Below are 22,487 nucleotides of genomic sequence, written 5' to 3' on the forward strand. Positions count from 1 at the left end.
CAACTGACATATGAGTCAGGCACTTCAGTCCCTGCTCGATCTGCTCGACCTCGAGCGGATCGAGCAGGACATCTTCCGCGGCCGGTCCCGCTCCACAATCGTCCCGCGCGTCTTCGGCGGGCAGGTCGCGGCGCAGGCACTGGTCGCCGCCGGGCGCACGGTCCCCGAGGACCGGCACGCGCACTCGCTGCACGCGTACTTCCTGCGCCCCGGCGACCCGGGCGCGCCCATCGTCTACACGGTGGACCGCATCCGCGACGGCCGCTCCTTCACCACCCGCCGGGTGGTCGCCGTCCAGCACGGGCAGCCGATCTTCCACCTCTCGGCGTCCTTCCAGACGTGGGAGGACGGGCTCGACCACCAGGCCCCCATGCCGGCCGCCCCCGACCCGGCGACCCTGCCCACCTCCGACGAGCGCCTGCGCGGCTACGACCACCTCCCGGCCGAGGTCGTGGAGCGGTCCCTGGAGGCCCGCGAGGCGGTCGACCTGCGCTACGTCGACGAGCCGCCGTACGGCAGGTTCGGCGAGCCGCGCGAGCCGCACTCCCAGGTGTGGTTCCGCACCAACGGCAAGCTCGACGACGATCCCCTCCTGCACGTCGTCCTCGCCACCTACGTGTCCGACATGACGCTGCTCGACTCGGTGCTGCTCGCCCACGGGCGCGGCGGCTGGGCGGTCGGGGACGTCGTCGGGGCCTCACTGGACCACGCCATGTGGTTCCACCGGCCGTTCCGGGCCGACGAGTGGCTGCTGTACGACCAGGAGTCGCCCTCCGCGCACGGCGGGCGGGGCCTCGGCCAGGCCCGTATCTACACACAGGACGGCCGGCTGGCCATCTCGGTGATCCAGGAGGGCGTGGTCCGCGTTCCCCGGGAACACTGAGGAACATGGCGGACACCGCACGGAAAGCTGCCCAGGAGGACACCGGCGGCGAGAGCACCTTCACGGTGATCGTCGCCGGCCTCGCCAACCTCGGGATCGCGCTGGCCAAGGCGATCGCCGGAGCGATCAGCGGATCCAGCGCGATGCTGTCGGAGGCCGCGCACTCGGTCGCCGACACTGTCACCGAGGTGCTGCTGCTCACCGCGCTCAAGCGCAGCGGGAAACCCGCCGACGAGGACCACCCGCTCGGCTACGGACCCGAGCGGTACCTGTGGGCGCTGCTCGCCGCCGTCGCCACCTTCGTCGGCGGCGCCGTCTTCTCCCTCTACGACGCCGTCCACACCCTCACCCAGGGGGAGCGGCTGGGCGACCCCCTGGCCTCGTACCTCGTGCTCGCGGTCGCCTTCCTGCTGGAGGGCTTCTCACTGCGCACCGGCGTGCGCCAGGCGCGCGGCGAGGCGGCCCGCCGGAAGATGCCCTTCCGGCGCTATCTGCGGCGCACCCCCGACACCGCCGTCAAGGCGGTGGTCATGGAGGACTCGGCCGCGCTGATCGGCCTGGCCTTCGCGGCGGGCGGCCTGCTCGGCGGGCAGCTCACCGGATCCGGGGTCTGGGACGGGATCGCCTCCCTGTGCATCGGCGTACTGCTGCTGTACGTCGCCTGGGTGCTGGGCCGGTCGAACGCCGAACTGCTCATCGGGCGCCCGCTGCCCCGGTCCACGCGGGAGCGGATCCGCCAGGAGCTGCTGGCGGTGGAGCACATCGAGGCCGTACTGGAGTTGACCACGCTCGTGCAGGGCCCGCGCGAGGCCCTGGTGGCCGCCAAGGTCGACTTCCGGGACGTGTCGAGCGCGGCCCAGATCGAGTGGGCGTGCGAGCAGGCCGAGCAGCGGCTGCGGGAGAAGTTCCCCGGCGTCGGGCGGGTCTACCTGGACCCGACACCGGGCTACGCGCAGCGCCGCTCGGAAGGCTTGAACCCCTGGTCGTAAGAGCCGGGCCGGCCCTTACGCCGCCAGGCCCGCCTGGCCCAGCAGATACGCCGTCATCGGGTCGTAGTACCGGGGGCTGACCACGTGGTCGTCGAGCGGCACCGTCACCTGCAGCGTCCCCTCGGCCTCGGCGAGGAAGAGGGCCGGGTCGTTGCAGTCCGCGTAGCCGACGGAGTCCACGCCGTGCTGACCGGCACAGCCCGCCCAGCCGTGGTCGGCGACGACCAGGTCCGGCAGCGGGCGGCCCTCGCGCTCCAGGCCGGTGAGGATGGCACGCATCGGCTCGCCGGAGTGGGTGTGCCACAGTGTGGCGCCGTGCTCGAGGACGGCCACGTCCGCGAACTGCATGACGTACCCCTCGTCCGTCTGCAGCCCGTCCGGGATGACGGTGATCTCGCAGCCGGCGGCGCGCAGGGCGGCGGCCGTGGCGCGGTGCACGTCGAGCAGACCGCCGGGGTGGCCGGTGGCGAACAGCACCCGCTGCTGCCCGTCGGCCGCCTTGCGCAGCCGGCCGGCCATCCGCTCCAGGGCGTCGACGGTCAGCCCGGGGTCGATGGTGTCCTGGCCGTAGCGGTGCTCCGGGTCGTCGCTGACGCCGACGCGCTCGGCCATCACCGCGAGCACGTCCTGCTCGTCGCTCCAGCGGTCGCCGAGCTCCAGCCCGAGCCAGAAGTTGCGGTCGCCGTTCGCGAGTTTGCGGTAGTGGGAGAGGTTGTTCTCGCGGGGGGTGGCGACGTCCCCGGCGATACGGGTCCTCACGAGGTGATCGACGAGTTCGGCGCGGCTGGGTGTCCCGGGTATCGGCATGGCCCCCATTGTGGTGTCAGGCCCGCCGCAGGGCGAACCACAGTTCCATGCGGACGTCCGGGTCGTCCAGGTCGGTGCCGAGCAGGGCGGCGCAGCGGGCGATGCGCTGGCGGACGGTGTTGCGGTGCACGGACAGGGCGACCGCGGTGCGGTCCCAACTGCCGTGCAGGGAAAGCCAGGTGCGCAGCGTCTCGGTGAGCGCCGGCACCGCGCTGATCGGGGCGAGCAGTGCGCGGGCGTGCGCGTCGGCCTCGTCGCGGGGGAGCAGGTCGGTGAGGCCGGGGCGGTCGCCGTGGCGGACCAGGGCGGTACGGGTGGCGCGGGCGCGGGTCAGGGCGCGGGCCGCCTGGGCGTCGGCGGTCGGCCAGTCGGCCGCCGCGACGGCGGCGCTCACACCGAGGGTCCAGCCGGGCTGCGGGGCCGGCTCCCGCTCGGCGGGGACGAGCACCCGTACGACGCCGTCCGCGAGGTCCACCAGCGCGGACCCGAGCGCGGCGCCGAGCGCGGAGGCGGCCACGGCGTCATGGGGGTTCCCCCTGCTCATGGAGGTACCCCCTGTTCGAGCGGAGTCGAGAACTCGGGGAAGAAGCCGAGAGCTCGGGGGAGCCTGCGCGTTCGGCCGCGCGTGCACCACGACCCACCGCCCGGCCCCGAGCAGCGGCGCCACCTCCTCGGGCGCCGCCCCCAGCAGCATCCGCACGAGCGCCGACGACCGGGCCGCCCCCGTACCGCTCTGGTGCTCCCCGGTGAGCAACGACAGCAGCACCGCGGCGACGGAAGCGATGGTGTGGTCCCCGGGGTCCCGCCCCGGGGCCGCCACCCCGAGCACGAACCCCTGTCCGGTCCCGAGCGCGTAGGCGGCGAGATGACTGCCGCCGACGGTATCGGTGGCGGAGGAGGGCGCGGGCCGGCCGGTGGTGGCGGGGGAGGGGGCCGGCCGGGTCGTGCTCGCCGGGACCGGGCGCACCACGCCGGCCAGCTCCGCGAGTGCCTTCCGGACCTCGTCGCGCGGGTCCCGTCCCGACGAGGCGATTTCCGTGCCGTCGGGGCCGTAGAGGGCTGCCCAGCCTGTGAGGCGGTGGGCCAGTTGGCGAAGGACCGAGGGGACGGGATCCGGGCGGGAGGCAGCGGCGGCCAGGCTCTGCTGGGCCTCGGTGACGCGGCGGAGTTCGGCCAGGCGGGCCTGGGCCATCAGCTGCCAGACGGCGCGGGCGACGCCGGAGAACGTGGTCTGCGGGGGGACCTCCAGCAGCGGGAGGCCGTGGGCGTCGCAGGCCGCCACCAGGGCGGGCGGCACCGTGTCGTGCACCGGCGCCAGGCCGAAGCCGAGGGCCGCGCCGCCCGCCGCGACGACCCGGGAGGCATAGGTGTCGAAATACGGGCCGGTGCTCGCGGCCGGCTCGACGTGGACGCCGGCCGTCAGCAGCAGTTCGCCGCCCAGCAGGTACGGGTAGGGGTCGGCCATTTCCGAGACGTGTGCCCAGTGGATGACCGTGTCCCGGTCGGTCGGCCCCGCGATCTGGCGCAGGGCGAGATCCTCCCGGGCCAGCAGGGCCGACAGGGGGATCGGTGGGGTCGGTGGGACCGCTGGAGTCGGTGGGACCGCTGGGGCAGATGGAACCGGCGCGTCCGGCATGATGTGCGTTCCCTCCATACCGTCTCGCTCCAATGGATGAAACGTACACTTCGCAGTCGCTTTTCGGCCACCTAATGTCGACTCGGACCGGCAGCCACGGTACGGGCGGACGCCCCCGCGAGCCGCTGCCGCCGTCCCCACCCCCAGACACCCCATGTGTACGAAGAGGAGGGCCCATGGCCGTCGACTACACAGTGATCGTCGTCTATCTGGCCGGGATGCTGGCCATGGGCTGGTGGGGCATGCGCCGCGCCAAGTCCAAGAGCGAGTTCCTGGTGGCGGGCCGCCGGCTCGGGCCCGCCATGTACTCCGGCACCATGGCGGCGATCGTCCTCGGCGGCGCCTCCACCATCGGCGGCGTCGGCCTCGGCTACAAGTACGGGCTCTCCGGGGCCTGGATGGTCTTCACCATCGGCCTCGGAATCCTCGCCCTCTCGATCTTCTTCTCGGCCCGGATCGCCCGCCTGAGGGTCTACACCGTCTCCGAGATGCTCGACCTGCGCTACGGCGGCCGGGCCGGCGTCATCTCGGGCGTGGTGATGTGGGCGTACACCCTGATGCTCGCGGTCACCTCCACCATCGCCTACGCCACGATCTTCGACGTCCTGTTCGACCTGAACCGCACCGTCGCGATCATCCTCGGCGGCACGATCGTCGTCGCGTACTCCACCCTCGGCGGCATGTGGTCCATCACGCTGACCGACATGGTGCAGTTCGTGGTCAAGACGATCGGCGTACTGCTCCTGCTGCTGCCGATCGCGGTCGTCAAGGCGGGCGGCTTCAGCGAGATGAAGGCCAAGCTGCCGACCTCCTACTTCGACCCGCTGGGCATCGGCGGCGAGACGATCTTCACCTACGTCCTGATCTACACCTTCGGCATGCTCATCGGCCAGGACATCTGGCAGCGCGTCTTCACCGCCCGCAGCGACACGACGGCCAAGTGGGGCGGCACCGTCGCCGGCACCTACTGCCTGGTCTACGCCATCGCCGGCGCCGTCATCGGCACCGCCGCCAAGGTGCTCTACCCCAACCTCGGCAGCGCCGACGACGCCTTCGCCACCATCGTCAAGGACGACCTGCCCATCGGCGTCCGCGGGCTGGTGCTCGCCGCCGCCCTGGCCGCGGTGATGTCCACGTCCTCCGGCGCGCTGATCGCCTGCGCCACCGTCGCCAACAACGACATCTGGTCCCGGCTGCGCGGCATCGTCCACCGCGACGGGGAAGAGCACGACGAGGTCAAGGGCAACCGCGTCTTCATCCTGATCATGGGCGTCGCCGTGATCTGCACCGCCATCGCCCTCAACAACGTCGTCGAGGCGCTGACCGTCGCCTACAACCTGCTCGTCGGCGGACTGCTCGTGCCGATCCTCGGCGGGCTGGTGTGGAAGCGCGGCACCGCGCAGGGCGCCCTCGCCTCCGTGGCCGTCGGCGGCCTCGCCGTCATCGGCCTCATGGCGACCTTCGGCATCCTCGCCAACGAGCCCGTCTACTACGGCCTGCTGTCCTCCCTCGCCGTCTACGTCGTCGTCTCCCTGCTGACCAAGCCCACCGACGAGGCCGTCCTCACCGCCTGGCGCGAACGCCTCGCCGGACGCACCCCCGAACTCCCGTCCGAACCCGCCCCGGCCCACCAGTAGAGTCGGCCGGAAAGCAGTACATCCGCGATGAAGCGCGAGAAAGAAGGCAATTCACCATGAGCAGCAACGAGACGCCCCGCGGTCCCGTCGACTCCTCCCGCGTCCCGCGGTACGCCGGCCCCGCGACCTTCGCCCGGCTGCCCCGCCTCGACGAGGTCGGCACCACCGATGTCGCCGTCGTGGGCGTGCCGTTCGACTCCGGTGTCTCGTACCGGCCGGGCGCCCGCTTCGGCGGCAACGCCATCCGCGAGGCGTCCCGGCTGCTGCGCCCCTACAACCCGGCGCAGGACGCCTCCCCCTTCGCCCTCGCCCAGGTCGCCGACGGCGGTGACATCGCCGTCAACCCGTTCAACATCAACGAGGCCGTGGAGACCATCGAGGCCGCCGCCGACGAACTGCTCGGCACCGGCGCCCGGTTGATGACCCTCGGCGGCGACCACACCATCGCCCTGCCGCTGCTGCGCTCCGTCGCCAAGAAGCACGGCCCGGTCGCCCTGCTGCACTTCGACGCCCACCTCGACACCTGGGACACCTACTTCGGCGCCGAGTACACCCACGGCACCCCGTTCCGCCGCGCCGTCGAGGAGGGCATCCTCGACACCTCCGCCCTCTCCCACGTCGGCACCCGCGGCCCGCTGTACGGCAAGCAGGACCTCACCGACGACGAGAAGATGGGCTTCGGCATCGTCACCTCCGCGGACGTCTACCGCCGCGGTGCCGACGAGGTGGCCGACCAGCTGCGCCAGCGCATCGGCGACCGCCCGCTGTACATCTCCATCGACATCGACTGCCTCGACCCGGCCCACGCACCCGGCACCGGCACCCCCGAGGCGGGCGGCATGACCTCCCGCGAGCTGCTGGAGATCCTGCGCGGCCTGGCCGACTGCCACCTGGTGTCGGCGGACGTCGTCGAGGTGGCGCCGGCGTACGACCACGCCGAGATCACCTCGGTGGCCGCCTCCCACACGGCGTACGAACTGACCACGATCATGACCCGCCAGATCGCGGCCGCCCGCAACGCGTGACTCCCGCGCACGACGCGTACGACTCCCCGAAGGAGACCGAGCCCCAGTGACTCACGACCACGACCTGGTACTCCGCCCCACGCCCGCCCAGACGGAGGCAGCGCTCAATCCTCCCCCCGGCCGCAACGGCGGAGACCTGGTCGTGGAGACGCTCGCCGGGCTCGGCGCGACGACCGTCTTCGGCCTGCCCGGCCAGCACGCCCTCGGCATGTTCGACGCGCTGCGCCGCTCGGACCTGAGGTATGTGGGCCTCAGGGTGGAGAACAACGCGGGCTTCGCGGCGGACGCCTACGGCCGGATCACGGGCGAGGCCGCGCCGTTGTTCCTGTCGACCGGCCCGGGAGCCCTCACCTCCCTGGCCGCCCTCCAGGAGGCGGCAGCGGCCTCCGCTCCCGTCCTGGCCGTCAGCAGCCAGATCCCGACCGCCGGGCTCGGCGGCGGCCGCCATGGCTACCTGCACGAACTGCCCGACCAGGCCGCCTCGTTCCGGGGAGTGGTGAAGTCGGTCCACACCGTCCGCACCCAGTCCCAGATCCCGTCCGCGATCGCGGCGGCCTGGAAGTCGGCGCTGACGGCCCCGCACGGGCCCGTGTGGGTGGAGATCCCGCAGGACGTGCTGCTGGCGCGGACGAACCTGCCGGTGGTCACGGCGGTGGACGCGACGCCGGAGGAGCCGGCTCCCCGCCCGGAACTCACCGCCGTGGCGGCCGACCTGCTCTCCCGCGCCGCCCGCCCCGCGATCATCGCGGGCGGGGGAGTGGTCCGCGCGGACGCGTCCGGCAAGCTGCTGGCCCTGGCCGAGAAGCTGAACGCCCCCGTCGTCACCACCTTCGGCGGCAAGGGCGCCTTCCCCTGGGAGCACCCGCTGTCCCTCCAGTCCTGGCTGGAGGACCGGCACACCACGGACTTCCTGGAGGACGCCGACGTCCTGCTCGTGGTCGGCTCCGGCCTGGGCGAACTCTCCTCCAACTACCACACGTTCGAGCCGCGCGGCCGGGTCGTCCAGATCGAGGCCGACCTCGGCAAGCTGGAGTCCAACCACCCGGCGCTCGGCATTCACGCCGACGCCCGCCTGGTGCTCCAGGCGCTGCTGGAGACCGTGGACGACCGCCCGGACGAGGGCGCCGCCGACCGCGTACGGGAGCTGCTGGGCAAGGTCCGCGACCGCATCGCCGCCCAGGAACTCACCCTGGAACAGGACGTCCTGGCCTCCGTCCGCCGCGCCCTGCCCGCCGACTCCCCGTCCTTCTGGGACATGACGATCCTGGCGTACTGGGCCTGGTCGGCCTTCGACGCCAAGTCCCCCAACACCATGCACTCGGCCCAGGGCGCCGGCGGCCTCGGCTACGGCTTCCCGGCGGCGCTCGGCGCGGCGGTCGCGGACCCGGCCCGCCCGGTCCTCGCTGTCTCCGGCGACGGCGGCGCCCTGTACTCCATCGCCGAGCTGGCCACGGCCCGCCAGTACGACCTGAACGTCACCTGGCTGATCGTCGACGACGGCGGCTACGGCATCCTCCGCGAGTACATGACGGACGCCTTCGACCAGGCCACGGCGACGGAACTCACCCGCCCCGACTACGTGGCCCTGGCCGAGTCCTTCGGCGTCCCGGGCGTGCGCACGACCCCCGAGACCCTCGAGACGGACCTGTCGAGGGCCCTGGCCGCACCGGGGCCCTCGGTGGTCGTCCTCCCGGCGGTACTGCGCATGTTCGCGCCGACGCACCTGGACTGAGAGAACGGCACACCGGACAGGACGGCCCTTGCTCCGGTCCGCACGATGCCGTGTCGCCGGGAGGCGCGTGAGCGGACCTTGGCGAAGCGACTTTCAAGGTGATCACTCGTTAGGCCGCGCCCGACCTCCGGTAACAGGTACGTTCCCGAAGGCTGTGGCTTCCCCGGATGAGCGGTGTCGGCCCCGGAGATTACTCTGAGCCGGGAGAGGAGGACAGTGTGCTGCTGAGGTTCCGTGTGGCGAACGTACGGTCCCTGCGCGATGAGCAGGAGCTGTCCTTCGTCGCGCCCGAGGACGAGAAGGACTCGCCGGCCCGCACGCTGGAGCCGGCGGGTGGACGTTCCGTAGGCGTGTTCCCGCTCATCGGCATCTTCGGCGCCAACGCGTCGGGCAAGTCGAATGTTCTGGCCGCGCTGGTCGACATGCGATCGGCGGTCCTCAACTCCTATGCCCGCTGGGCCTCGTAGACGGAACGAGCCGCTCGGTCTTCGCGCTGGACCCCGCCATGGAGAGCGAGCCGAGCTTCTTCGAGGCCGATTTCGTCGTGGACGGGATCCGCTGGACCTACGGCTTCGAGCTCGGCCGGGCTCGTGTCGAGGCCGAGTGGCTCCACAGTTATCCACGAGGTCATCGCCAGGTGTGGCTCGATCGTGACGCCTCCCGGCGGGAGGTCTACGAGTGGCCGGGAAGCCGTGTCAAGGACCGCGCGCAACTGGTGCGGCGCACTCGGCCCAACGCCCTGCTGTTGTCCACGGCCGGTATGGACAACCACCCACAGCTCTCCCCGCTGTTCCACTGGTTCCGCCGCAATCTGTGGTTGATCAATCCGGAGGAGTAGCGCCCCCAGCGGGAGGCGTTCACCCGGCAGGAGCTCTCCGGCGCCCGAGCACGTCGCATCGAGGAGCTGCTGCGTGTGGCCGACCTCGGTATCACAGGGGCCGAAGTCGTCGACGACGGCAGAGGCAGGCCGACGGTGAAGCTCGTGCACCGATCGGGCACCGGCGAGGTCGCGTTCGACTGGCAGACGGAATCCCTCGGCACCCGGTCGTGGTTCGCCCTGCTCGGCCCCATGCTGCTGGCCCTGGACGAGGGCGCGGTGCTGCTGGTGGACGAGCTCGACGCGAGTCTGCACCCGCGCTTCGCCGCCGAAGCCGTACGGCTCTTCCACGACGCCTACGCCAATCCCAGGGGCGCGCAACTGGTGTTCACCTCGCATGATCCCTCGGTTCTCACCACACCAAGTGGCGGCCGTCTGCTGGAACCGGGCCAGGTGTGGCTGACGGAGAAGGACAAGGACGGAGCGACAGAGCTCTACCCGCTGACCGCCGCGTCCCCGGGTGGGACGGAGCTCACCCGCCCCGACTACGTAGTTTTGGCCGAGTCCTTCGGCGTCCTGAGGTCCGTACGACCCGCGAACCCGTCGACCGTCTCCCGGTCATCCGGGCGGGCAGCACACCGACTTGAGCAGCCGGACACGATCCCCAGCGTCTGCTCCTTCTCAGGTGTCGGCTCTTTGGAGTGAGCGACTGTATGGCTCTGTTACCGGGTGATGGCCCAGGGAGCGAGCAGGTCGTGCAGCAGTTGGGTGAAGGCGCCGTCCAGTGCCTCTTCCCGGTCCCGGTCGCCAACGGCTTCGGGACAGAGGGCGGCGGGGCGGGCGATCCACAGGATTTTCCAGGGCATGGAAGCCAGTGCCGAGTCGCCCCAGATTCCGCCGTGCGGGCAGAGGGGGTGGAGCAGATCACTGATGCGTTCCATCGCGACCTGGAGCAGCGGACCCTTGGTCGCCGTGTACGCCGCCGAGAACGCCTTGGGGGAGGACCGGGCGACGGCAGCGGTCGTGGGGTGACGACGGATGACGCGCACCACCTGCGCCAGGTGCTCGGTGAGTCCCCAGACGGTGCCGTCGCTGGGGCATCTGTAGTCCGCCGTGTCGAAGGCGTGCGCGAGTTCCGCCTTCAGCGCGAGCAAGTGCAGTGCGGAGGCGGTCTTCCAGTTGGCGTAGAGGAAGTTGCGTGACGTTCCGCAGTGTCGGGCGATGTTGGCCAGGGGTACGGCCAGTCCGTCGGTGCGCATCAGCGTGCGCACCGTGGTGAGCACATGTCCTGTGCTGTGCGGGTTGTGACCGTACGCGAATCCCTGGCTCATCCCATCCACTCTGTGAAAAAGCGTGAGCATCTGGTGGGTGGATGCCACCTATGCACTCAAATGAGCGACAGGAGGACAGTGGTGGTTCGGATGCTCGCCGTTTCAGGTGGAGGGGGTCGCTTCCTTGACGGCAGCGATGAACGACGACCAACCGGCGGCCGAGAAGACCAGCGCCGGTCCCTGCGGAACCTTGGAGTCCCGCACGGGAACCCCGGAAGCGTGGCCGTCGAGGACCTCCAGGCAGCTGCCGCCCTGGTCGTTGCTGTGTGATGACTTCCGCCAGCCCTGCAGTGCGGCCGCGTTCGGAATGGATCGGTCAGTCATGGCGTTCGTAGTCCCTTGCTGTTGCCCTGAGCAGAGCCGTTGATTCCTTGAGCGGCAGTGCATTGCCCAACGCGAAATCGTAGCGATGCTGCAGATCCTGGACCACGGACGGGGCATCGTGAATCCTGCCCATGTACAGGCCCTCGCCGTATGCCATGGGTGGCTGGTCCTCGAACCACATCAGCGTGAGCATGTTGCTCAGGAGCGGGTGGACACCCAACGCGAACGGTATGACGTACACCTGGATCCGGCCACGCTCGGCGAGGCGCACGAGGTGGTGAATCTGCTCCGCCATGACGTCCGGCCCGCTGATCCGGCGGCGTAGCACCGCCTCGTCCAGCAGTGCCCACACCACCGGTGTCACCGGATCGTCGAGGATCTTCGCGCGGTCAAGGCGTGTGACAAGGCGCCTGTCACATTCCTCTTCACCCACCGGAGGGAACGCCGTGCTCAGAACCGCACGCGCGTACCTTTTCGTCTGGAGGATGCCCGGGACGAACGACAGGACGAACTCACGGATCATCACGGCCTGTTGTTCGAGAAGCCGCGCCGCCTCGAAGTAGTCGGCGACCGCGGCGTCCTGCTCCGGCAGGAAACTGCTCAGCACATTCCCCGTGCTCAAAGCCCTGTCCAGCCGACGCGCGTCCTCCTTGGAAGGGATCCGTCGGCCTCCCTCGATGTGCGCGATGTGTGAGCGCGTCATGATCGCCATGTCGGCGAGCTGCTGCTGCGTCAGGCCCGCCGCTTCCCGCTGTTCCTTGAGCCAGTCGCCGTAGTTGTTGCCCAAATCGCCGGCTCCCTCGTGACAAAAGCTCTGTCACCAGCTCCTCTCCGGCGAGCCTGGCCCGACCCGTCTCACGCTGTGAGTGGATCGCTACACAAAGCGAGATCCCCGAGGTCGCGCGACCGGTCCGGGTGTGGTCATCAACGAACCCAAGGGGTCGACGACATGAGTCAGCGCATCGCCCGTCTCTTCGAGCCGCTGCTACGGCTCCTGCTGCCCGGTCGTGGACGGCACCGCCGCGTCGCCCTGCCGTCCGGCCACCAGCCGCTCGTCCCCTGTCCGGAAGCGCCGACCACCCGGCAGGCCGGCGCCCTCCCCCCGAGGTGAGGACAACGCGCTCATCCGTCCCCACCTCGTGGCCCACGAGCGCCGGGAGGAAGCCCGGCGGCAACGGGTCCGGCGGCGCGCGCTGTGGCCGGCCGTCCACGGGATCGACGTAGGTCCGCGTGTCATTCACGGAGTGGAGGTGACGGCGTGAGGCGCGGTGTGGAGACCACACGCCTGCTGCCCTGGACGGGGCCGGAGGGCAAGCCCTGTTACCTCGTCACCGACGGAACCGGCTACCTCTCCCGGAGAGCCGACGCCATTGAGTCCGTACAGCTCGGCATGGCGGGTGAACTCCTCGGTCAGGCGGCCGGCATGCTCGCCGACCACCGCGCGACCTCCGCCCAACTCCGCTTCCTGCTCGCGCGCATGCACGAGGCGCTGACCGACGTACGGCGTATCGCGGAGAGCCGGGACGCTCGCCTTCCCGCGCCTGCGTACGACGCCCCAGACGGCTTTCAAGACCCTGAGGACGTTTGGTAACGACGGGTCAAATCCCGGCCCACTCGCACAACCATTCCCCCGAGCCCGCGCGTCAACTGGGCATGACTCACTGGATATCCCAACGCGCCAGAGTGCTCGCGGCGGGCGTCGGCGCCGGGATGCTGATTCCCTGTGTGACCGCCGCGACGCCCGCTGCGGCCGCAGCTCCGACGGTCAGCTGCACGTCCGGCAAGGCGGGGCTGGCCGCCAAGTTGCAGAAGGACATCACCGCGGCCATGAAGGGCCGCAAGGGCACCGTCGCGATCGGCCTGCTCGACCGCGGCACGAAGACGACCTGCACGCTCAGGGGGTCGACGGCCTACGACTCCGCCAGCGTGGTCAAGGTCACCGTCCTCGCCACCCTGCTGTGGGACGCCAAGAAGCACAACCGCTATCTCACCACCCGCGAGTCCACCCTCGCCAAGGCGATGATCACCAAGTCGGACAACAGCGCGACCTCCAGTCTGTGGAAGCAGCTGGGTGTGACGAAGGTGAAGGGCTTCCTGGCCGCGGCCGGCATGACCCAGACCAGGCCGGGGGCGAACGGCTACTGGGGCCTGACGCAGATCACGGTGCGCGACGAGCAGAAGCTGCTCGCACTGATCACGGCGAAGAACTCCGTGCTGAGCGACAACTCCCGCGCCTACATCCTCAAGCTCATGGGCCAGGTCGTCTCCTCCCAGCGCTGGGGCACGCCCGCCGGAGCGCCGTCCTCCGTGGCCATCCACGTCAAGAACGGCTGGCTGCAGCGCTCCACCCACGGCTGGCGGGTGCACAGCGTCGGCACCTTCGACGGCGCCGGCCGCGACTACATGATCACGGTGCTCACCCAGGACAACAGCACCATGAACTACGGCGTCACCACCATCCAGAACATCGCCAAGGCCATCCACAAGGACCTGGTCCCCACGACGGCGAGCACAGTGCGTTACACACCGACCACCGCGCCCAAGGAGGCGTTCGTGGCGGTTCCGCCGAACGGCTGACGCCCACGGGGCGGATCGTCGCGGCGGGATGAAATCCGCTCCCGTCCGCGTTGGTGCCTTGGGAAGATCAGGTCGTCAGGGAGGCACCGACGTGGCAGCGCAGCCGGGATGGGCGCGGAGACTGGCCGGGTACGCCTGGCGGTATCCGAAGGACGTGGTTCTCGCCCTCGGCGCGTCCCTGGCCGGCATGGCGGTCATGGCCGTCGTCCCGCTGATCACCAAGGTGGTCATCGACGACGTGATCGGCGACCACAGCCGCCGTATGGCCCCCTGGGCCGGCGCCCTGATCGGCGCCGCGCTCGTCGTCTACGTCCTCACCTACATCCGTCGCTACTACGGCGGCCGGCTCGCCCTCGACGTCCAGCACGACCTGCGGACGGAGATGTACGGGACGATCACCCGGCTCGACGGCCGCCGCCAGGACGAGCTGTCCACCGGCCAGGTGGTCGGCCGCGCCACCAGCGACCTGCAGCTGATCCAGGGCCTGCTCTTCATGCTGCCGATGACCATCGGCAACGTCCTGCTCTTCCTGATCTCCCTGGTGATCATGGCCTGGCTGTCGCTGCCGCTGACCCTGATCGCCCTCGCCGTCGCCCCGGCCCTCGGCTGGATCGCCAGACGCAGCCGGACGAAGCTGCACCCCGCCACCTGGTACGCCCAGGCCCAGGCCGCGGCCGTGGCGGGAGTGGTCGACGGCGCGGTGAGCGGCGTGCGCGTGGTGAAGGGCTTCGGGCAGGAGGAGCAGGAGACCGCCAAGCTGCGGGAGGTCGGCCGGCGGCTGTTCGCCGGGCGGCTGCGCACGATCCGGCTGAACGCCAGGTTCACCCCGGCCCTGCAGGCGGTCCCGGCGCTCGGCCAGGTCGCCATGCTGGCCCTCGGCGGCTGGCTGGCGGTGCGCGGGCACATCACGCTCGGTACGTTCGTCGCCTTCTCCACCTACCTCGCCCAGCTCGTCGGCCCGGTCCGGATGCTCGCCATGGTCCTCACCGTCGGGCAGCAGGCCCGGGCGGGCACCGAGCGCGTCCTGGAGCTGATCGACACCGAGCCCACGCTGATTGACGGCACCAAGGAGCTGCCCGCCGACGCCCCCGCCACGGTGGAGTTCGACGACGTGTCGTTCGGGTACGCCGACGGCCGGCCCGTCCTGAAGGGCCTGTCCTTCGAGATCCGCCCCGGTGAGACCCTGGCCGTCGTCGGCTCCTCCGGCTCCGGGAAGTCCACGGTCTCCCTGCTGCTGCCGCGCTTCTACGACGTCACCCACGGCGCCGTCCTGGTCGGCGGCCACGACGTGCGCGAGCTGACCCTGGACTCGCTCAGGGCCGCGATCGGGCTGGTGCCCGAGGACTCCTTCCTGTTCTCCGACACGGTCCGCAACAACATCGCCTACGGCCGCCCCGACGCCACCCAGGAGCAGATCGAGGCGGCCGCCCGCGCCGCCCAGGCCGACCGTTTCATCGCCGAGCTGCCCGACGGGTACGACACCACGGTCGGCGAGCACGGTCTGACCCTCTCCGGAGGCCAGCGCCAGCGCATCGCGCTCGCCCGCGCGATCCTCACCGACCCGCGCCTGCTCGTGCTGGACGACGCCACCTCCGCCGTGGACGCCCGCGTCGAGCACGAGATCCACGAGGCCCTGCGGCAGGTCATGGAGGGCCGCACCACCCTCCTGATCGCCCACCGCCGCTCCACCCTGAACCTCGCCGACCGCATCGCCGTCCTCGACCAGGGCCGCCTCGCCGACATCGGCACCCACGACGAGCTCCAGGAGCGCTGCGCCCTCTACCGGCGCCTGCTCACCGACCCCGACGAGCTCGGCGGCGTCTCCCCGGGCCACGCGCAGCCCGTCGCACCGCAGGAGGACACCTCCGTACGGGAGGAGCTGGACGCCGAGTTCGACGCCGAGCGCGGGGTGACCCCGCGGCTGTGGACCGGCGACCGGGAGCCGAAGGACACCGCCCTGTCGGGCAGCCCGGCCACCCCCGAGCTCCTCGCCCAGGTGGAGGCCCTGCCGCCCGCGACCGACATCCCCGACGTCGACGAGCGGCAGGCGGTCCGCCCGGAGAAGTCCTACGGCCTGCGCCGCCTCCTGCGCGGTTTCGGCCTGCCCCTCCTGATCAGCCTGGGCCTCGTCGCCGTGGACGCCGGCATGGGCCTGCTGCTGCCCGTCCTGATCCGGCACGGCATCGACCAGGGCGTCACCCGGATGGCCCTCGGCGCGGTCTGGGCGGCCTCCCTGCTCGCGCTGTTCGCCGTCCTCCTGCAGTGGGCGGCGCAGATCGGCGAGACCCGGATGACCGGCCGCACCGGTGAGCGCGTGCTGTACTCGCTGCGCCTGAAGATCTTCGCCCAGCTGCAGCGGCTCGGCCTGGACTACTACGAGCGCGAGCTGACCGGGCGGATCATGACCCGGATGACAACCGATGTCGACGCTTTGTCGACATTTCTGCAGACGGGTCTGGTCACGGCGTTCGTCTCCGTGGTCACCTTCTTCGGCATCATGGTCGTCCTGCTGGTGATCGACGTACAGCTGGCGCTGGTCGTCTTCGCGACCCTGCCACCGCTGATCGTCGCCACCTTCTTCTTCCGCCGGGCGAGCGTGAGGGCGTACGAGCTGGCCCGGGAGCGGGTGTCGGTGGTCAACGCCGACCTGCAGGAGTCGGTGGCGGGGCTGAGGATCGTGCAGGCGTTCCGGCGCGAGCGGGACGGCGGACGGCGGTTCGCCGAGCGCAGCGACAGCTACCGCAGGGCCCGTGTCCGGGGACAGTGGCTGATCTCGGTCTACTTCCCGTTCGTGCAGTTCCTGTCCTCGGTCGCGGCGGCCTCGGTGCTGATCGCGGGCGCGGGCCGGGTGGAGGCGGCGACGCTGACCACGGGCGCCCTGGTGGCGTACCTGCTCTACATCGACCTGTTCTTCGCGCCCGTCCAGCAGCTCTCCCAGGTCTTCGACGGCTACCAGCAGGCGACCGTCTCCCTCGGTCGTATCCAGGAGCTGCTGCGGGAGCCGACGTCCACGGAGTCCGCCGCCGAGCCCCTCGACGTGCCCGCCCTGCGCGGGGAGATCGCCTTCGAGGACGTGCACTTCGCGTACGGCGCCGCCGACGAGGGGGATGCGGCGCTGAGCGGCATCGACCTGCGCATCCCCGCCGGGCAGACCGTCGCGTTCGTGGGCGAGACCGGCGCGGGCAAGTCGACCCTGGTGAAGCTGGTGGCCCGGTTCTACGACCCGACCGGCGGGCGGGTGACGGTGGACGGCACGGATGTCAGGACGCTGGACCTCACGGCGTACCGGCACCGGCTCGGGGTCGTCCCGCAGGAGGCGTACCTCTTCCCGGGCACCGTGCGCGACGCCATCGCCTACGGCCGCCCCGACGCCACCGACTCCCAGGTCGAGGCCGCCGCGCGGGCCGTCGGCGCGCACGAGATGATCGCCACGCTGGAGGGCGGCTATCTGCACGAGGTCGCCGAGCGCGGGCGCAACCTGTCGGCCGGTCAGCGCCAGCTCATCGCGCTGGCCCGCGCCGAGCTCGTCGACCCCGACGTGCTGTTGCTCGACGAGGCGACCGCCGCGCTCGACCTGGCCACCGAGGCCCAGGTCAACCAGGCCACCGACCGGCTCGCGGGCCGTCGTACGACGCTGGTGGTCGCCCACCGGCTGACGACGGCCGCCCGCGCGGACCGGGTGGTGGTGATGGACCACGGCCGGGTCGCCGAGGACGGCACGCACGACGAACTCCTGGCCCTCGGCGGACGGTACGCCGAGCTGTGGCGGACCTTCGTCGGCGCGCCCGAGCCGGAGGAACCGGTCAGCGCGTCCCGTTGAGCGCGGGGGCGCAACCATCCGGCGTATGTACCGCGTCCGTACATCTGTACGCTTGAGTAACTTTCGCAGGGGGGACGGAAGTGGGCAGTGGTGCGATACGCCGACGGCTGGCGCTCGGTATGGCCGTGCTGACCGGGGCGGGGCTGCTGGCGCTCGCCGCGCCCGGCACCGCACAGGCAGCCGCGTCCACCTGTTCCGGCCGCCAGGTCAGGACGCTCCCGTTCGCCACCGGTTCCGTCCACGTCTACAAGCGCGACGGCTACGTCTGCGTCCTCACCCTCGCCAAGAACCCCGGCACCAAGCGGCAGATGTCGGTCACCGTGCAGGCCCGCGGCAACCGACCGGTCACCGACAAGGGCCGCTACTCACGGCACGCAGGCCCGGTCACCGTGCACGCCGGCCGCCGGTGCGTGCGCGTCGCCGGATCGGTGGGGTCGCAGTCGGTGCGCAGCGGCTGGATCCTGTGCTGAACGCGTGACGAATCCCTGACACCGTATGGGGTTTTCCCCTACTCCCCTGGTGTGCACCCGGGTTGCTCCGATAGCTTCCGGCGCACATCTGTCTGAAAAGGGAGGGTGCATGCGCAAGGCGCTCAGATGGCTGCTCGCGCTCACGGTGTTCATCGGCACGCTGAGTACGGCGGGGGCGGCCACCGCTGCCCAGCCGGAGGCCACGAACGGCACCGCGAGCAGTGCGGACACCGACATCATGGAACGGCTCCTGGCCATACCGGGCATGAGCCTGATCCAGGAGAAGCCCTATCCCGGCTACCGCTACTTCGTTCTCAACTACACCCAGCCGGTCGACCACCGGCACCCGTCGAAGGGCACCTTCGAGCAGCGGATCACCGTGCTGCACAAGGGAGTCGACCGCCCGACGGTCTTCTACACCGGCGGCTACAACGTCTCCACGACGCCGAGCCGCCGCGAGCCGACCCAGATCGTGGACGGCAACCAGGTCTCCATGGAGTACCGGTTCTTCACCCCGTCCCGGCCCGCCCCGGCCGACTGGTCCAAGCTGGACATCTGGCAGGCCGCCAGCGACCAGCACCGCATCTTCCAGGCCCTGAAGCCGGTCTACTCCCACAACTGGATCGCCACCGGCGGCTCCAAGGGCGGCATGACGGCCACCTACTACAAGCGCTTCTACCCCGGTGACATGGACGGTGTGGTCGCCTACGTCGCCCCCAACGACGTGGTCGACAAGGAGGACTCCGCCTACGACCGCTTCTTCGCCACCGTCGGCACCAAGGACTGCCGCGACCGGCTGAACGGCGTGCAGCGCGAGGCGCTGGTGCGCCGCGGGACGCTGGAGAAGAAGTACGCCCAGTACGCCGCCGACAACGGCTACACCTTCACCACCGTCGGCACCCTCGACAAGGCGTACGAGGCCGTCGTCCTGGACTACGTGTGGGGCTTTTGGCAGTACAGCCTGCTGAAGAACTGCGACACCATCCCGGCGGACGTCAAGAACGCCACCGACCAGCAGATCTGGGACTCCATCGACACCCACTCCGGGTTCGACGCCTACACCGACCAGGGCCTGGAGACCTACACGCCGTACTACTACCAGGCGGGCACGCAGCTGGGCGCGCCGACCATCCACTTCCCGCACATCGAGAAGAAGCTGGTCCGCTACGGCTACCAGCCGCCGCGGAACTTCGTGCCGCGCTCCATCCCGATGAAGTTCCAGCCGTCGGCGATGCGGGACGTGGACACCTGGGTGCGCCACCACGCCCACCAGATGCTCTTCGTCTACGGGCAGAACGACCCGTGGGGCGCGGAACCGTTCCGCCTCGGCCACGGGGCACGCGACTCCTACGTCTTCACCGCGCCGGGCATGAACCACGGCGCGAACGTCGCCGGTCTCGTCCCGGACGAGAAGGCGCTCGCCACGGCCAGGATCCTCGAGTGGGCCGGAGTCGCCACCTCGACGGTCCAGGCGAACCCGTCGGTGGCCAAGCCGCTGGCCCGCTACGACGCCAAGCTGGACGTGCGTGACGTGGAGCGCGAGCCGGCGCTCAGGCCGTAAGGCCTGCCAGAAGGCCCTTGCACGTTGCGGCTGCGCCCGGGTTCACGGCCTCACAGCCTCCGGGCGCAGCCCACCGGATCCTCACCGTCCAGCTGCACGTACAGGGCGGTCGACGCCGGGCACTGGGCGCGGCTGCGCACGGCCCGCACCACCTTGTACTCCGGCTTCCTCTTCCCCGAGCCGTCGCACGCGGTCTCCCGCACCGCGCCGCGGCCCGCGCCGTAGACGCAGTCGCCGACGACGGTGCGCGGCCCGCCCCCGCCGCCGGGATCGCCCGGGTGCGGCGGCTGCAGGTTGCGCATGCAGGCGTAGCCCTGCGGGATCGCGCCCTCCCCGTCGGCGGCGGGCTGGGCGCCGATGTGCAGCACGAAGTCGGTGGCCGGCGGACACGGCGGCCCGTCGCCCGGCATGCCGTCGTGGCGGGCGATCACGCGCGCCGCCGCCCGTTCGCCGGTACAGGGCACCTCGGTGAAGCTCGTCGTGCCGAAGGAACTGCACTCGTCCACGCCGAGGAACACCGCGCCGTAGCCGGAGGACCGCGTCGGCGTACCGCTGGGCGGCGCCCCGGACTCCGCGGAGCCGGACGTCTGCCGGCAGCCCGTCAGCAGGGCCGCGAGCAGCGCCGCGAGCAACGCCGGCAGGGCGCACCCCACCCCCGTCGGCCAATTCCTGCGCATCGCCATCCCCCGGTCCACCCCCGTCCAGCGTGGCCCGTCGCGGCGGGGCCACGCCAGACGTGCGGGGGTGCTTTGGGCCAGTCGGGGGTGGTAGGCCGGGTGTGCGGCGTACGCGCCGTACGTCCGATGCGCGACCCAGGCTAGTAGGACAGGCCGTACCCGATGGGGTACAGGACCTTCGCCGGGTCGTCGGCCCGCTGCACCGGCACCGGCAGCTTCCCGCGCGGCTTCACCTGGCCGGCGATCACCCGTGCGGCGGCGCGCAGTTCCACGTCGGTCCAGGAGTAGGCGGCCAAGTGAGCTGGGACGGTGGGAAGTTGGGCGACGTCGTAGGGGTTGCGGACGGCGACCGCGATCACCGGGCGGCCGGTGGCGACGAGCCGCTCCACCAGGGTCCTCTGGGAACTGCCCGCCGTGACGTTGTACGTCCCGACCACCACGGCGTCCGCGTCCCGGGCCGCGGCGACCGCCTTGTCGATGGCCGCCGCCGACGGGGCGGTGCCGGTCGACAGGGCCGTGGCACTGAAGCCGAGTTCGGTGAGGGCTGCGGCGAGTACGCCGGTGGGCGGGCCCGTGGTGCCCGAGGGGGAGGCGGGGTCGGCGCCGACGACGAGGACCTTGTTGTGGCTGCGACGGGACAGCGGCAGCAGGCGGCCCTCGTTGACCAGCAGGGTCGTGGTCCGCTCGGCGACGCGGTCGGCCGCCGCCAGGTGGGCGCGGGTGCCCACGGTGCGGTCGACGCCGGCCCGGGTGACGTACGGGTCGTCGAACAGGCCCAGCCTCGCCTTCAGCCGCAGAATGCGCAGGATCGATTCGTCGAGCCGGGCCTCGGTGAGCTCGCCCTCGCGTACGGCGTTCAGCACCGCGTTCCAGGAGACGTCCAGGGAGGGCGGGTTGAGCAGCTGGTCCACGCCCGCCTCGAGCGCGAGCACCGGCACCCGGTCGTCGCCGTACTTGGTGCGCACGCCCTCCATGCCGAGGGAGTCGGTGACCACGACCCCGTCGTAGCCCAGTTCCTCGCGCAGGATGCCGGTGAGGATCGGGCGGGAGAGGGTGGCCGGGTCGTCGGAGCCGTCGAGCGCCGGGACGACGATGTGAGCCGTCATGATCGAGTCGATGCCGGCGGCGATCGCGGCCCGGAACGGCGGCGCGTCGAGCCGCTCCCACTGCTCGCGGGTGTGGTGGATGTAGGGGAGCTTGGCGTGGCTGTCGTCGACCGTGTCGCCGTGCCCGGGGAAGTGCTTGGCGGTCGCCGCCACCTTGGAGCTCTGGTAGCCCTTCACCTCCGCGGCCACCAGCCTCGCCACGGCGTCCGGGTCGGCGCCGAGGGAGCGTACGCCGATGACCGGGTTGGCCGGGTTGACGTTCACGTCGGCGACGGGGGAGTAGTCCTGGTTGATGCCGATGGCGCGCAGTTCGGCGCCCGAGACACGGCCCAGGGTGTGGGCGTCGGCGGCCGAGCCGCCCGCGCCGATCGCCATGGCGCCCGGGAAGAGGGCCGCGGGCTTGCCCACGCGGCAGACGATGCCGTGCTCCTGGTCGGTGGAGATGAGCATGGGCAGGCCGCGCGGCCGCGTCAGGGAGGCCCGCTGGATCCCGTTGGACAGGTCGGCGATCTGGTGGGGATTCCGGGTGTTGTTGGCCCAGGCGAAGTAGATGATGCCGCCGACGTGGTACCTGGCGATCAGCTCGGCGGCCGTGCGGACGCCGATCTCCTTGAGGTTGGCGTCGATGTCGGCCTGGTCGGGGGCGGTGGCGGAGTGGCCGTAGACCCGCATCACGAAGAGCTGGCCGACCTTCTCCTCGAGCGTCATCCGGGAGATGAGGGCGCGCAGCTTCTTGTCGTCGTGGGAGGCGGCGTGGGCGGTGCCGGAGCCCTGGACCGCGAGGGCGGCGGTGAGGCCGGCGGTGGCGGCGAGGACGGTACGTCTGGAGGGGCGTATGGAGTCGTGCACGTGCGCTCCTTCCGGAGTCTTCCACTGAAGGAAATTTCCGAGGAGTCACCAATATCCGGGAAGTTTCTGCCAGTCAAGAGAGCGCACACTGCTCGGCGAGGGGCCGCCATCGGCGCTGTCGGAGGGGGCGCGCCGATGGCGGCGTGCCGCCGGCCGCGGTACGGAGGAGAGGGTGGTCAGCGATCGCAGCCAGCAGCGAGGGCCGACACCGCACCACGGAGACTCGTCCGGCGGCTTGCCGGTTGG

19 protein-coding genes and 1 pseudogene are annotated in these 22,487 nt (G+C 71.1%); 13 read left to right on the plus strand and 7 right to left on the minus strand.

Features of this window, described 5'->3' with window-relative positions; translation table 11 throughout:
- Window positions 1–10 precede the first annotated feature (10 nt).
- A complete protein-coding gene (tesB, locus tag ACX25U_RS23555; protein ID WP_454382897.1) occupies window positions 11–883 on the plus strand; it encodes an acyl-CoA thioesterase II in 873 nt (290 codons plus the stop codon).
- Between the two features lie 5 nt (window positions 884–888).
- On the plus strand, window positions 889–1,872 hold the full coding sequence (locus tag ACX25U_RS23560; protein ID WP_454382898.1) for a cation diffusion facilitator family transporter: 984 nt from the start codon (window positions 889–891) through the stop codon (window positions 1,870–1,872).
- A gap of 15 nt (window positions 1,873–1,887) precedes the next feature.
- Here the strand turns inward: ACX25U_RS23560 and ACX25U_RS23565 are convergent, their stop codons facing one another.
- On the minus strand, window positions 1,888–2,679 hold the full coding sequence (locus ACX25U_RS23565) for a phosphatase (protein ID WP_454382900.1): 792 nt from the start codon (window positions 2,677–2,679) through the stop codon (window positions 1,888–1,890).
- A 16-nt stretch (window positions 2,680–2,695) separates the two neighbouring features.
- Window positions 2,696–4,333, minus strand: a complete 1,638-nt coding sequence (locus ACX25U_RS23570; protein ID WP_454382901.1) for a helix-turn-helix domain-containing protein — start codon at window positions 4,331–4,333, stop codon at window positions 2,696–2,698.
- A 158-nt stretch (window positions 4,334–4,491) separates the two neighbouring features.
- Between ACX25U_RS23570 and ACX25U_RS23575 the strand changes: the two genes are divergently transcribed.
- The 5 genes and pseudogenes from ACX25U_RS23575 to ACX25U_RS23595 all read left to right on the plus strand — a co-directional run bounded on the left by ACX25U_RS23575 (window position 4,492) and on the right by ACX25U_RS23595 (window position 10,231).
- On the plus strand, window positions 4,492–5,952 hold the full coding sequence (locus ACX25U_RS23575) for a sodium:solute symporter (RefSeq protein WP_454382902.1): 1,461 nt from the start codon (window positions 4,492–4,494) through the stop codon (window positions 5,950–5,952).
- A gap of 56 nt (window positions 5,953–6,008) precedes the next feature.
- Complete coding sequence (gene speB / locus ACX25U_RS23580) at window positions 6,009–6,977, plus strand: agmatinase (protein ID WP_454382903.1); 969 nt, start codon at window positions 6,009–6,011, stop codon at window positions 6,975–6,977.
- A gap of 46 nt (window positions 6,978–7,023) precedes the next feature.
- Entirely contained in the window at window positions 7,024–8,709 is a 1,686-nt protein-coding gene (locus tag ACX25U_RS23585) for a thiamine pyrophosphate-binding protein (RefSeq protein ID WP_454382904.1), read from the plus strand.
- A 218-nt stretch (window positions 8,710–8,927) separates the two neighbouring features.
- On the plus strand, window positions 8,928–9,176 hold the full coding sequence (locus ACX25U_RS23590; protein ID WP_454382906.1) for an AAA family ATPase: 249 nt from the start codon (window positions 8,928–8,930) through the stop codon (window positions 9,174–9,176).
- Window positions 9,177–9,214: 38 nt separating this feature from the next.
- A pseudogene (locus tag ACX25U_RS23595) lies at window positions 9,215–10,231 on the plus strand (AAA family ATPase).
- A gap of 17 nt (window positions 10,232–10,248) precedes the next feature.
- On the opposite strand, the gene ACX25U_RS23600 reads toward ACX25U_RS23595, so the two are convergent.
- The 3 genes from ACX25U_RS23600 to ACX25U_RS23610 form a co-directional block, all read right to left on the minus strand.
- On the minus strand, window positions 10,249–10,857 hold the full coding sequence (locus ACX25U_RS23600) for a hypothetical protein (RefSeq protein WP_454382908.1): 609 nt from the start codon (window positions 10,855–10,857) through the stop codon (window positions 10,249–10,251).
- 102 nt (window positions 10,858–10,959) lie between these two features.
- The gene (locus ACX25U_RS23605; protein WP_454382910.1) at window positions 10,960–11,181 is read right to left on the minus strand and encodes a DUF397 domain-containing protein; all 222 of its coding nucleotides are present in this window, start codon (window positions 11,179–11,181) and stop codon (window positions 10,960–10,962) included.
- Window positions 11,174–11,968: a helix-turn-helix domain-containing protein gene (locus ACX25U_RS23610; RefSeq protein ID WP_454382911.1), complete on the minus strand. Its 795-nt coding sequence runs from the start codon at window positions 11,966–11,968 to the stop codon at window positions 11,174–11,176. Before ACX25U_RS23610 ends, ACX25U_RS23605 begins: the two co-directional genes overlap by 8 nt.
- A 162-nt stretch (window positions 11,969–12,130) precedes the next feature.
- On the opposite strand from ACX25U_RS23610, the gene ACX25U_RS23615 reads away from it, so the two are divergent.
- The 6 genes from ACX25U_RS23615 (at window position 12,131) to ACX25U_RS23640 (ending at window position 19,609) form a co-directional block, all read left to right on the plus strand.
- Window positions 12,131–12,292, plus strand: a complete 162-nt coding sequence (locus ACX25U_RS23615; protein ID WP_454382913.1) for a hypothetical protein — start codon at window positions 12,131–12,133, stop codon at window positions 12,290–12,292.
- Between the two features lie 159 nt (window positions 12,293–12,451).
- On the plus strand, window positions 12,452–12,772 hold the full coding sequence (locus ACX25U_RS23620; protein ID WP_454382914.1) for a hypothetical protein: 321 nt from the start codon (window positions 12,452–12,454) through the stop codon (window positions 12,770–12,772).
- A 62-nt stretch (window positions 12,773–12,834) separates the two neighbouring features.
- Entirely contained in the window at window positions 12,835–13,758 is a 924-nt protein-coding gene (locus tag ACX25U_RS23625; protein WP_454382916.1) for a serine hydrolase, read from the plus strand.
- Between the two features lie 91 nt (window positions 13,759–13,849).
- Complete coding sequence (locus ACX25U_RS23630; protein WP_454382918.1) at window positions 13,850–17,578, plus strand: ABC transporter ATP-binding protein; 3,729 nt, start codon at window positions 13,850–13,852, stop codon at window positions 17,576–17,578.
- A gap of 80 nt (window positions 17,579–17,658) precedes the next feature.
- Complete coding sequence (locus tag ACX25U_RS23635; RefSeq protein ID WP_454382920.1) at window positions 17,659–18,048, plus strand: hypothetical protein; 390 nt, start codon at window positions 17,659–17,661, stop codon at window positions 18,046–18,048.
- A gap of 109 nt (window positions 18,049–18,157) precedes the next feature.
- On the plus strand, window positions 18,158–19,609 hold the full coding sequence (locus ACX25U_RS23640) for a S28 family serine protease (protein WP_454382921.1): 1,452 nt from the start codon (window positions 18,158–18,160) through the stop codon (window positions 19,607–19,609).
- 50 nt (window positions 19,610–19,659) lie between these two features.
- Here the strand turns inward: ACX25U_RS23640 and ACX25U_RS23645 are convergent, their stop codons facing one another.
- Together ACX25U_RS23645 and ACX25U_RS23650 are read right to left on the minus strand one after the other, a co-directional pair.
- The gene (locus tag ACX25U_RS23645; protein WP_454394471.1) at window positions 19,660–20,286 is read right to left on the minus strand and encodes a hypothetical protein; all 627 of its coding nucleotides are present in this window, start codon (window positions 20,284–20,286) and stop codon (window positions 19,660–19,662) included.
- Window positions 20,287–20,426: 140 nt separating this feature from the next.
- Window positions 20,427–22,241, minus strand: coding sequence for a glycoside hydrolase family 3 protein (locus tag ACX25U_RS23650; RefSeq protein WP_454382922.1), 1,815 nt, complete (start codon window positions 22,239–22,241; stop codon window positions 20,427–20,429).
- Window positions 22,242–22,487: the final 246 nt, after the last annotated feature.

This window comes from Streptomyces sp. JNUCC 63, assembly GCF_054366325.1.

Excerpts from the sequence above, each read along its gene's own strand:
- ACX25U_RS23575 (WP_454382902.1), top strand. The coding sequence starts at position 4,492 with ATGGCCGTCGACTACACAGTGATCGTCGTCTATCTGGCCGGGATGCTG.
- ACX25U_RS23640 (WP_454382921.1), top strand. The coding sequence starts at position 18,158 with ATGCGCAAGGCGCTCAGATGGCTGCTCGCGCTCACGGTGTTCATCGGC.
- ACX25U_RS23565 (WP_454382900.1), bottom strand. The coding sequence starts at position 2,679 with ATGCCGATACCCGGGACACCCAGCCGCGCCGAACTCGTCGATCACCTC.
- ACX25U_RS23570 (WP_454382901.1), bottom strand. The coding sequence starts at position 4,333 with ATGGAGGGAACGCACATCATGCCGGACGCGCCGGTTCCATCTGCCCCA.
- ACX25U_RS23625 (WP_454382916.1), top strand. The coding sequence starts at position 12,835 with ATGACTCACTGGATATCCCAACGCGCCAGAGTGCTCGCGGCGGGCGTC.
- ACX25U_RS23605 (WP_454382910.1), bottom strand. The coding sequence starts at position 11,181 with ATGACTGACCGATCCATTCCGAACGCGGCCGCACTGCAGGGCTGGCGG.
- speB (WP_454382903.1), top strand. The coding sequence starts at position 6,009 with ATGAGCAGCAACGAGACGCCCCGCGGTCCCGTCGACTCCTCCCGCGTC.
- ACX25U_RS23615 (WP_454382913.1), top strand. The coding sequence starts at position 12,131 with ATGAGTCAGCGCATCGCCCGTCTCTTCGAGCCGCTGCTACGGCTCCTG.
- ACX25U_RS23645 (WP_454394471.1), bottom strand. The coding sequence starts at position 20,286 with ATGCGCAGGAATTGGCCGACGGGGGTGGGGTGCGCCCTGCCGGCGTTG.
- ACX25U_RS23600 (WP_454382908.1), bottom strand. The coding sequence starts at position 10,857 with ATGAGCCAGGGATTCGCGTACGGTCACAACCCGCACAGCACAGGACAT.
- ACX25U_RS23560 (WP_454382898.1), top strand. The coding sequence starts at position 889 with ATGGCGGACACCGCACGGAAAGCTGCCCAGGAGGACACCGGCGGCGAG.
- tesB (WP_454382897.1), top strand. The coding sequence starts at position 11 with ATGAGTCAGGCACTTCAGTCCCTGCTCGATCTGCTCGACCTCGAGCGG.